8 protein-coding genes are annotated in these 10,688 nt (G+C 69.9%); 4 read left to right on the top strand and 4 right to left on the bottom strand.

What is annotated here, in order from left to right; translation table 11 throughout:
* Nucleotides 1–75: 75 nt before the first annotated feature.
* The 3 genes from UG56_RS26285 to UG56_RS26275 all read right to left on the bottom strand — a co-directional run bounded on the left by UG56_RS26285 (nucleotide 76) and on the right by UG56_RS26275 (nucleotide 5,280).
* The gene (locus UG56_RS26285) at nucleotides 76–1,905 is read right to left on the bottom strand and encodes a DUF5719 family protein (RefSeq protein WP_071327348.1); all 1,830 of its coding nucleotides are present in this window, start codon (nucleotides 1,903–1,905) and stop codon (nucleotides 76–78) included.
* A complete protein-coding gene (locus UG56_RS26280) occupies nucleotides 1,902–4,808 on the bottom strand; it encodes a glycosyltransferase family 2 protein (RefSeq protein WP_177191558.1) in 2,907 nt (968 codons plus the stop codon). The genes UG56_RS26285 and UG56_RS26280 overlap by 4 nt, the downstream gene beginning before the upstream one ends.
* Nucleotides 4,809–5,025: 217 nt before the next feature.
* Nucleotides 5,026–5,280: a WhiB family transcriptional regulator gene (locus UG56_RS26275; protein ID WP_008361238.1), complete on the bottom strand. Its 255-nt coding sequence runs from the start codon at nucleotides 5,278–5,280 to the stop codon at nucleotides 5,026–5,028.
* A gap of 355 nt (nucleotides 5,281–5,635) precedes the next feature.
* Between UG56_RS26275 and cofD the strand changes: the two genes are divergently transcribed.
* From cofD to UG56_RS26260, 3 genes are read left to right on the top strand one after another with little or no spacing between them, the layout of a single operon-like run.
* Nucleotides 5,636–6,649, top strand: coding sequence for a 2-phospho-L-lactate transferase (gene cofD, locus UG56_RS26270; RefSeq protein WP_045549495.1), 1,014 nt, complete (start codon nucleotides 5,636–5,638; stop codon nucleotides 6,647–6,649).
* Complete coding sequence (gene cofE / locus UG56_RS26265) at nucleotides 6,646–7,605, top strand: coenzyme F420-0:L-glutamate ligase (protein WP_045549494.1); 960 nt, start codon at nucleotides 6,646–6,648, stop codon at nucleotides 7,603–7,605. The genes cofD and cofE overlap by 4 nt, the downstream gene beginning before the upstream one ends.
* 41 nt (nucleotides 7,606–7,646) lie before the next feature.
* The gene (locus UG56_RS26260; RefSeq protein WP_045549493.1) at nucleotides 7,647–8,429 is read left to right on the top strand and encodes a DUF3105 domain-containing protein; all 783 of its coding nucleotides are present in this window, start codon (nucleotides 7,647–7,649) and stop codon (nucleotides 8,427–8,429) included.
* An 82-nt stretch (nucleotides 8,430–8,511) separates the two neighbouring features.
* On the opposite strand, the gene UG56_RS26255 is transcribed toward UG56_RS26260, so the two are convergent.
* A complete protein-coding gene (locus UG56_RS26255; protein ID WP_045549492.1) occupies nucleotides 8,512–9,588 on the bottom strand; it encodes a mannose-1-phosphate guanylyltransferase in 1,077 nt (358 codons plus the stop codon).
* A gap of 106 nt (nucleotides 9,589–9,694) precedes the next feature.
* On the opposite strand from UG56_RS26255, the gene UG56_RS26250 reads away from it, so the two are divergent.
* Nucleotides 9,695–10,405 carry a TIGR03089 family protein gene (locus UG56_RS26250; protein ID WP_045549491.1) on the top strand — a complete coding sequence of 237 codons (711 nt, stop codon included), beginning with the start codon at nucleotides 9,695–9,697 and terminating at the stop codon, nucleotides 10,403–10,405.
* Nucleotides 10,406–10,688: the final 283 nt, after the last annotated feature.

The raw sequence follows: 10,688 nt of genomic DNA, 5'->3' as shown, positions 1-10,688 counted from the left end.
TGTCAACACCCTCCCGTAACGGGTCGGCGGCAAACACCAACCACAAACACACCAACCGATGTGAGCTGAAGAACCTCACGGCTTCAACGGCAACGGCAACCCAGGAGCAACGCCAGCGGTCCGCACCTCAGAACGCAACGGACGGAACGGGACGACCGCGTCGCCGTCGCCGCTCAGCACCACGGCCGCATTGACCTGCACACCCTCGGGGACGAGCTGGATCAGCGCGGCCTCCGCGGGCACCTCGATCTCGGCGCCGAGCCCCGGGCCGACCTTGACGGACTTGGCCTTGAGCGCCTTGCCCTTCGCGTTCATCGGGACCACCTTGACGGTGCCGCTGCTGCCGGTCTTGGCGACCGGGCCGGAGATCACGACGCGCTTCTTGCCGACGCCGGGCCCGGCCGGGACGACGACCGCGGTCGGCTTCGAGATGGTCTCGGTGGCGGTGGTGATCGCGACGTCCCCGCCGGCCACCGAGCGCATCGCGGTGGTGACCGGGCCGGTGGCGACGATCTCGACGCCGTACGCGTCGTCGGCGCTGTTCTTGCCGAGCAGCTTGGTCAGGTCGACCTGTGCCTGCCCGTTGGGCGGCACCTTGATCTCGGGAGCGCCCTCGGGGGTGAGCACGTTCTTCGGGGTGAGCAGGCGCAGCTCCGCGCTCACCTGGGTGTCGCCGGCGTTGACGACGGTCAGCGTGCGGCTCGAGGCGCTGTTGGGGTAGCCGACCAGCAGGTTGGTCTCGGCCGGCGCGGACTGGCCCGGGAAGTAGTCCTCGGACGTCGCCTCGGTCTCGAGCGCGATGGCTCGGTCGCGAACCATCACGCCGGCCTGGCCGCGTACGACCGTGGTCTTCAAGGACAGCTCGCCCTTGCGCGGGATCACGTGCAGCAGGTCGAAGGTGCGGGTGGTGTTGCCGGGGATCGCGACGCCGCGCAGGTCCTCGGGGACCGCCACGGCGCCCTTGTCGTCGTAGAGCGAGATGTCGACCGTGGCCGCACCGCTGTTGGGGTTGGTGAGCTCGAGGACCGAGTCGTGGGTTGCGCCCGCGCCGACGCCGGGGAACCACGCCTCGGCCTGCGGGGCCACGCAGCCGGTCGCGGCGAGCGGCTTGGTCGTCGAACGTCCGGCGACCAGGCCCGGCGCGACCTCCTTGCCGGCCTTGACCACGACCGAGCCGGGCTTGACCGAGGCGCCGGTGACCTTGCCTGACCCGACGGTGGCCTGCGTGCCCTTCCCCGCACCCGGACCGCTCAGGGTGACCTCGCCGGACCCGTCGGCGGCGTTCGTGACGGTGAGCTGGTCGGTGCCCTTCTTGGCCTTGCCGGGGCACACCACGGTGGCCGCGGTCGGCGCACTGCTGTCGGCGGCCAGCTTCGGCTGCTCCCACTGATGGGGCCGGTTGAGCAGGAGCGCCACCGCCATCACGGCGATCAGGCCCAGCGCCACCAGCGCGGTGTTGTCGAGCCGCCGGCTCCGCTGCTTGCGTACGCGGCGCAGCCGGGGTCGCGCCGCGGCAGCGGCCGCGGCGGCCGCCGCCATCCGACCACCCTTGGCACGCTCGGGCTCGGCCTCCGGCTCACCCATCCGCATCTCGTCGGGGGTCGGCCAGGCCTCGAACTCCGGCTCGGGCTCGAGCTCGTAGGACGTCGGGAACTCACCCGTGCGGTAGTCGCCCTCGTAGGGCGGCGGATAGCCCGTCTGGGCGAGCATCTGGCCGGTCTCCGGACCGGGCACGTAGGGCTCCTGGGCATAGAGCTGCTCCGGGGTGTAGCCCTCCGGCGGGTTCTGGGCCGTCTGCCCCGCATACGGGTCGGCGTAGGGGTCCAGCATCCACGGCTCCTGGCCGTAGACGTCGTCGGCCTGCGGATCGTGCGAGCGGTCGTAGGGGTCACGTGAATGACTCATGCCGACTCCCTCCTCTGGATCAGCGTCGGCAGGCACAGGACCAGGACCACGAACAGCCCGATCCCGGCCAGGACCAACAGGATCGTACGGATGATGGACTGCGACTCGGTCACACCCGGATCGCTCGGCTCGGAGTCGAGCAGCCAGGCGCGCGTCGAGCGCTCGACGGTGCTCGCCTGGGTCACCGAACCGGAGGCGTCGATGCCTTCGGCGACCGAGGAGTCGGCCGGGCCCGGCATCACGATGTAGGCGACGCCCTGGGCGGCCAGGTCACCGATCACCGCGTCGTCGGGGTCGGCCGCCAGGCGGCGTACGACACCGGTGAGCTCGTCGGAGCCGCCGGCGAGCTGTGCGATCTCGTCCTCGCCGAGGGTGATCCCGTCGTTGCGGAGGACGGCGTAGCGGATGCCCTCGTCGACCGAGCCGCGCAGCACGAGGACGCCGTCCTCCGGGCCGAGGGTGGTCGAGGTCGGGTCCAGCATGTAGGAGGGCACCCCGGTGTGGCCGAGGGCCCGGGTGTTGTCGGTGAGGTCGCCCGAGCCTGCGTAGACGAACCAGCCGAGGCTGCCGACCACACCGACCGCGGCGACCGCGGCCGCCGCGCCGACCATGATCTTCCGCAGCCCGCTGAGGCCGTCGAGGATGGCCCCCTGGGCCCCCAGCACGGCGGCGACCACGGCGAGGCCCTGGATGGCGACCAGCGGGAAGCCCCAGCCGACCCGGGCGATGCCGGCGTCGAGGTGGATCGGGATCCAGGACAGCAGCATCGTGACGACGGCCGTCGCGACCGCGCCGATCCAGCAGACCATGACCGGGATGCGGGTGCGGCTCGGGATCAGGGCGAGGACCGCCAGCAGCGGCAACGCCAGACCCAGCCACCACGGGGCGCCGAGGTCGCTGCCGTCGAGGCCGGTCAGACGGCCCACGAGCAGGTCGAACCCACCGGCTGCCGGGGCCGGCAGCCGGCCCGGGTCGAGCAGCAGCCCCGCCCAGCCACCGGAGAAGATCGACGGCAGCCACCACGGCAGCAGCAGACCGACCGGGGTCGCGATGGCCGCCGTGGGCGGACCCCACTGGTCACGGTCGCTGAGCACGGCGGGCATCAGCCGGCGGGCGACGATGAAGATGACCGCCGCGAAGACGGCCGCGACGAGGAACGCCATCGGCGCGAAGGCGGTGATGATGGTCAGCAGCAGACCGGTGCGCCACCCGGCGCGCCAGCGGCGGTCGGCGACGGGGTCGCTGAAGCCGAGTGCGGCGTGGGCGAGCCAGGGCAGCAGCGCGCCGACGACGACCGCACCGATCCGGCCGTCGCCGAAGGCTCCGCTGACGTAGGGCACCAGGGCGTACGCCGTCGCACCCCACAGCAGCAACCAGCGCGGGGCTCCGAGGTGGCTGATCAGCCGGCCCGCGACCCGCAGCAGGCGCCACGCACCGCCGAGCGCGATCGGGAAGCTGAGCAGCATGACCGCGCTGACCGCCAGGCTCGGGTTGCCGCCCAGGAACGTCGCGAGCACCGCCAGCGGGAAGACGTGCGGCGGCGCGGGCACGCCGGTGCCCTGCGAGATCGCGTGCCAGGACTCGAACTGCAGCTGCCACCAGTCGCCCACGTTCTGCGGCGTCGGCCCCAGACCGCTGCCGGCGACACCACCGAGCGCCGCGCGGGCCCCGATGACGCCGAGGATGCCGACGACGACCAGGAGCACCGCGACCGGGTTGGTGAACAGACGCACCAGCCACCCGGTCTCGGCCGGGATCTCGTCCTCCTCCAGCTGGGCCCGCTCGGCCTGCCGTTTGGCGGCGAAGGAGGCCGGGTCGGCCTCGGCCTGCGCCATCTGGCGCCGCTCGGCGATGTCGGAGGCCTGGAGGGTGACGGCGGTGGCCACGTCGGAGACGAAGTCGAGACCGTGACGGTAGGGCAGCCACGGCGGAGGCAGCAGCGCCTTGACGACGTCCTTGTCGGCGTGCGCCTGCTTCCGACGCCGTCGCTTGGCGAGCATGATCTGGCCGGTGTGGCCATAGATCCAGCCCAGCGCGGCCAGGTCGTCGAGCGCCGTTCCCGGGTCGCGCACGAGGATGAAGCCGAGCATCCGCCACAGGGTCTGGAAGAAGAACCTGACCATCGTGAGCGGGAGCATCCCCGGCCGGCCGTTGACCAGCAGGGTGTAGAGCGCGGCCCGTCGCTCCTGATAGTGGATCCGGCGTCCGGTCAGCTGCGTCTTGCGTACGCCGCGGTGGGCCGCCTCCACGTGGAAGACGACCGCGTCCGGGACGGCGATGGTCGTGAAGCCGGCGTTGGCGGCCCGCCAGCCGAGGTCCATGTCGGTGCCGAGGACGGGCAGGTGCTTGTCGAAGCCGCCGAGGTATTCGAGGACCTCGCGGCGGATCAGCATGCCAGCGGTGTTGACGGCCAGGACGCGGCGCACCTCGTCGTGCTGGCCCTGGTCGTACTCGCCGCGCTCCAGACCGGTCTCCCGGTTGCCGGTGACCGAGATCGAGACACCGAGCTCGAGCATCCGGCGCAGCGAGGGCCACTCCCGGATCTTGGGGCCGAGGATGTCGGCCTCCGGGTATTCCTCGGCGGCGTTGAGCAGCGTCGCGAGCGCGTGCGGGTCGGGGGTGGAGTCGTCGTGGAGGAACCAGATCCACTCGGGCGGCTGCGCCGCCTGGTGGAGGATCGCCAGCGCCTCGTTGGCCGCGTCCGCGAACGTCGTCGACGCCGGGAGCTTGACCACCTGGGCGAAGGTCTCCTCCAGGATCTCGACCGACCTGTCGGTCGAGCCCGTGTCGATCGTGACGGCAAAGCTCACCGGAGCCTGCTGGTTCCGGATCCCGTCGATGACGGTCGGAAGCCAGCCGGCGCCGTTATGAGAGACGAGGACGAGAGCGACCGACGCTTGCACGATCGGCAACCCTAGTGCCCAACTGGTGATAGTCCGAATGGGCCTGTCGGGCGATCGGCGATATCCCCCTGGGCATGAGCGGCATACCTGGGCCCTGCGACGTGCATCGCGGGGAATCGGCAAAACGACGTGGATTGCGGAGCAATCGGCCCAGAACATGACAGCAGGCCCGGACCTTGACGGTCCGGGCCTTGCTGGCTCGTGCTTGGTTATTGCCTCAGACTGCGCGCTTCTTCAGCTTGCGGCGCTCCCGCTCGGAGAGTCCACCCCAGATTCCGAAGCGCTCGTCGTTGCCCAGAGCAGACTCAAGGCAGTCCTGGCGCACCTCGCAGGTCTGGCAGACCTTCTTGGCCTCCCGAGTCGATCCACCCTTCTCAGGGAAGAACGCCTCCGGATCCGTCTGCGCGCACAGGGCGCGCTCCTGCCAGCCCCCTTCGTCGGTGTCCGGCTCGAGGAGAAACAGCTCTCTCATCGTCTTTCCGACCTTTCGACCCTATTCAGCTTGTTTTCGGGACCGTGACCCCATCTTTGGGCCAGTCACCTCCATGCCATCGGCAGGTAACCGATCCCCCCGTTTTTGCGGGAACTGCCTCTTGTTACGACCGAGGTCGCACTTTTGATGCACTTCCCTGTGCGAAATTTTCCCGAGATTTTCAGGCGCTGTCCCCAGCACTGTCGGTCCCCGGTTCAGTTTCGAATCACACTGATGAAATTACATGCCTGTCGGTGCCACAAGTCAACCCTCAAATCTGCTAGGGCCGCACTAACACAGGCTTTGCGCACCGGCTGGAGCAGGGGTGCTGGCCCTCGTCTGAGAGGCTAGGACCATGCGTGACATCACCGTTCTCTCCGGCGGCCATGGTGGCTCGAAGTTCATCTCCGGGCTCCTCCACGGCATCTCTACCGGCCGCGTCCCAGGCATTAGGGAAGATGCCCGGGTCACCGTGATCGCCAATACCGCCGACGATCTCTGGATGCACGGTGTCAAGGTCTGCCCCGACCTCGACACGGTGATGTACACCCTTGGCAACGGATTCGACCATGAGCGCGGCTGGGGCCGCAAGGCCGAGACGTGGTCGGTCAAGGAGGAGCTCGAGGCCTACGGCGTGCCCGGCACCTGGTTCGGGCTGGGCGACCGCGACATCGCGACCCATCTGGTGCGCACCCAGATGCTCGAGGCCGGCTTCCCGTTGTCGCAGGTCACCGCCGCGTTGTGCGAACGCTGGCTGAAGCCTGTATGGGGCGACCGGGTGCAGCTGCTGCCGATGACCGACGACCGGGTCGAGACCCATGTCGCGGTCAAGGACGAGAATTCACCCAGCGGACTCTCGGTCGTTCACTTCCAGGAATACTGGGTACGCCTGCGAGCCGGTGTGCCCGTCGAGAAGCTGATCTTCGTGGGGCAGGACGAGTCGAAGCCGGGCCCGGGCGTGATGGACGCGCTGCTGAAGTCCGACCTGGTGATCGTGCCGCCCTCCAACCCGGTCGTCTCGATCGGGACCATCCTCGGCGTGCCCGGGATCCGGGAGGGCCTCGTCGCCACCTCGGCCCCCGTGGTCGGGATCTCGCCGATCATCAGCGGTCATCACGTACGCGGCATGGCGGAGCAGATGCTGGCCGCCATCGGCGTCGACGCGACCGCCGCCGGCGTCGGCCTGCACTATGGCACGAGGGGCTCCGGCGGGGTCCTCGACGGCTGGCTGGTCGACACGGCCGACGCCTCCGCCGTCGCCTCGCTCACCGAGTCCGGCCTGAAGGCGGCCGCCGTGCCGCTCTGGATGTCCTCGGAGGACGCGACCGCCGACATCGCCGCCGCCGCGGTCGAGCTGGTCACCGCATGACCGGGATCAGTGTCACCGCCCCCGACGGCGTACCCGAGGTTCGTAAGGGCGACGACCTCGCCGCCCTGCTCCTCGACGCTCTCGCGTCGCCGCTGGCCGACGGCGACATCGTCGTGGTCACCTCCAAGGTCGTCTCCAAGGCCGAGGGGCAGGTGCGCGAGGGCAACCGGGACGACGCGCTCCCCGGCGAGACCACGCGGGTGGTGGCCCGGCGCGGCCCGACGCAGATCGTGCGCAGCCGGCTCGGGCTCACGATGGCCGCGGCCGGGATCGACGCCTCCAACGTCGAGGCCGGCTACATCGTGCTGCTGCCGCTCGACCCCGACGCCTCCGCGCGCGCCCTGCGCGCCACGCTCCGCGACCGCACCGGCGCGAACGTCGGGGTGATCATCACCGACACCGCCGGGCGCGCCTGGCGCGACGGCCAGACCGACATCGCCATCGGAGCCGCCGGGCTCGAGGTGCTGGAGAACTTCGCCGGCCAGGTCGACGCCTACGGCAACGACCTCGTCGTCACCGCCCCCGCCGTCGTCGACGAGATCGCCTCGGCGGCCGAGATCTCCCAGGGCAAGCTGGGCGCACGGCCGTTCGCAGTCTTGCGCGGCCGCGCCGACCTGGTCCGCGAGCCCGGCGACGACGGGCCGGGGGCCAGCGCCCTCATCCGCCCCGAGGGGTCGGACTTCTTCGGCTTCGGCGCCCGGGAAGCCGTCGTACGTGCCCTCAAGGGTGCCGCCGAGGACCAGGCTCCGTTCGGCGCTCCGGCGAGCGTGGAGGAGCTCTCCGCGGCCGTCACAGAGGTCACCGGAACGGCCCCGATCCCGCACGGGGACGGGCTCCAGGTGGTCGGAGCCGACCCCGCGGTGATCGCCGCGCTGGCGTTCGCGCACGGCTGGCGATCCGAGCGCGCAGAGATTAATCACGGGGCAACTTCCCTTCTGCTACCAGTGACCACCTAGAATCTGCGCGTCCCGACAAAAGACCCGAGGTACGCCGAACAGTGGCCAACAAGTCGCTCAGCAAAGACCGCAAAGCGGTCATCAACGACATCCGTAAGAAGCAGGGCCGCGCAGAGCGCGTCCGTGGTGCGGCGATCGTCGGTGTCTGCGTCGTCATCGCCCTCGTGATCGTGGGTGCCGCCGCATGGGGCCCGATCACCGGCTTCTTCAAGGACCGTGAATACAACGAGGTCGCGCTGCAGGACATCGGCAAGAGCCCCAAGGCCGCCGGCTGCCAGAAGGTGACCGAGATGGCTGCCGACGGCAACCAGAACCACATCGCCACCGGCACCCAGCAGACCTACACCACCGCTCCCCCGGCGTTCGGTCCGCACTGGAACGAGGCCAACGTCGCCCCGGCCGACATGTCGCGCAAGTTCTACACCGCCGCCGACCGTCCGGAGCTCGAGGCGCTGGTGCACAACCTCGAGCACGGCTACACGATCGTGTGGTACGACGAGACCGTCTCCAAGGACGAGCAGGACCTGCTCCGCGCCATCGGCAAGAAGTTCTCCGGCACCTCGAACTTCCGCTACAAGTTCATCGCCGCCCCGTGGACCGCTGCCGACGCCAAGGAGACCGCTGTCGCCGGCGACAAGAAGACCGAGTTCCCCTCGGGCACCCACATCGCCCTGACGCACTGGACCGCCGACCCGGCCAACCCGACCGAGGCGTCCACCCAGAAGGGTGTCTTCCAGTACTGCGCAGGCGTCTCCGGCGAGGCGATCAAGGACTTCATGAAGAAGTACCCCTACACCGCCAGCCCCGAGGCCCAGGCCATGTGAGGCCCTGCCGAGTCGGCGCATCTGCCCCCGTGCCTCGCGAAGCGAAGCGAGCGAGAGGGGGCGGATGCGCCGACTCGGCATTTCAGGTCAGATCGCCGCGGTCGGAGTCCTTGAGGGCGGCGACGATCTTCTTGACCTGCTGGGCATGGCTGCGAGTGGTGACCAGGACGGCGTCGTCGGTGTCGACGACGACGATGTCCTCGAGGCCGATGAGGGCGATCGTGCGGCCGGAGTGGGGCACCACCAGGCCGGTGGAGTCGAGGGCGTGGACGAGGCTGTCGTCGCCGAGGATCGTCGGGCCCTCCGGCGAGGCGGCCGTGGCGGCCTGGAGCAGCGTCGCCAGCGAGTCGAAGTCGCCGATGTCGTCCCAGCCGAGGTCCGCGGGCACCGTGGCCACCTTGCCGGCTGCCGCGGCGGGCTCGGCGACCGCATGGTCGACCGCGATCTTCGGCAGCGTCTCCCACAGCTCCTCGAGCCGCGAGGGCTCGGCGGCGATGGCCCGCAGCCGCTCGGTGAAGCCGGGGTCCGACTCCGCGAGCAGGTCGAGGAGGACGGTGGGACGGACCACGAACATCCCCGCGTTCCAGCGGTAGCGGCCGGTCGCGAGATAACCGGCGGCGACCTCGGCCGACGGCTTCTCGACGAACTCGTCGACCAGGTAGGCGCCGGGGTGGCCGTCCAACGGCTTCCCTTCGGCGATGTAGCCGAACGCGGTCGAGGCGAAGGTCGGCGAGATGCCGATCGTCACCAGCCAGCCGTCCGCGGCGATCGCCGCGGCGCTGCGTACGGTCTCGTGGAAGTTGTCGACGTTGCGGATCACGTGGTCGGCGGCGAAGGAGCCCATCACCGCGTCCGGGTCGCGCCGCTCCAGGAAGGCCGCGGCCAGGCCGATCGCGGCCATCGAGTCGCGTCCGCTCGGCTCGGCCAGGATCGCATCGTGCGACACCTCCGGCAGCTGCTCGCACACCGCTCGCTCGTGGACCGCGCCGGTCACGACCATGATGCCGTCCGAGACGGGCTCGAGCCGGTCGTAGGTCTCCTGCAGAAGCGTACGTCCATGGCCGGTGAGGTCACGCAGGAACTTCGGCTCCGAGGAGCGCGAGAGCGGCCACAGCCGCGTGCCTGCGCCGCCGGCGGGGATCACTGCCCAGAACGTCATGCCGCCACCTCCGTAGGGCAAGTCGAAGAATACGGAAGTGGCGGCATGATGGACCCGCTGGTCGCTCGCTGGCGCTCGCTCATGCGGCACACCTTAGAGTTTCGGGGTGACCAGCTTTCCCGAGACCCTCGCCCGAGCCCTGCGGACCAACCCCGGCGGTCCCTTCGTGACGTTCTACGACGAAGCCAGTGGCGAGCGCCAGGAGCTGTCGACCACGACGTACGCCAACTGGGTGGCCAAGGCCTCCGGCCTGCTCGTCGACGAGCACGGTCTCGAGCGCGGCGACAGCATCCGGATCGATCTGCCGGCCCATTGGCTGGCCACGGTGTTCCTCGGTGCCGCCTGGAACACCGGGCTCGTGGTGACCGACTCGGAGAGCCCTGACGCCGTCGTGTGCGGCCCCGAGACCCTGGAGACCTGGGCGGAGGGCGCCGGGAAGCGGCCGACGCTGGCCTGCTCCCTGCTGCCGTTCGGCGTACGTTTCACCGACCCGCTCCCCCAGGGCGTCCACGACGTCGGCATCGAGGTCTGGGGGCAGCCCGACGGGTTCATCCCCGTGGACCCGCCGGCCGCGGACGATGCGGCGACCTCCTGGTCCGGCGCCGAGACCAGCCACGCAGAGCTGTTCGGAGGCGGCGGAAAGACCGCTCGGCTGCTCTCGACCGTCCCGCCGGCCTCCCCGGAAGGCGCCGAGCTTCTGGCCGGTCTGCTCGCCGGAGGCGGCTCGCTGGTGTTGATCGTCAATGCGACCGAGGACCGTTTGGCGGCCGTCGCCTCGAGCGAGCGCGCAACACAATCCTCGGATCACTCGTCGTGATGTCTTGATATTGCCGAAAGTGATCGCCGATATCACGGATAACGCAGCCGCCGCACCGCCCGACAGACGAAATATCACTTGATGTATCAACCGATTCGGCCAAGAAATAAAGCGGTGTCAGCTCCGGATTCGTAATCCGGAACTGACACCGAATAGGCGCGCTGTAGGTTGCGCGGAGTGGCGACCCTGCAGCCCAGGGTGGGACTGGGCTGCCCGGAAGCAGTAGCCGATCGCAGGCGCCGCCCGCAGCTCCTCAAGGCGTCGTGGACGGGCTACAGCATGT

This window comes from Nocardioides luteus (assembly GCF_000960475.2).
Classification (GTDB): Bacteria; Actinomycetota; Actinomycetes; order Propionibacteriales; family Nocardioidaceae; genus Nocardioides; species Nocardioides luteus_A.
This window is presented reverse-complemented; position numbering and strand designations above follow the sequence as displayed.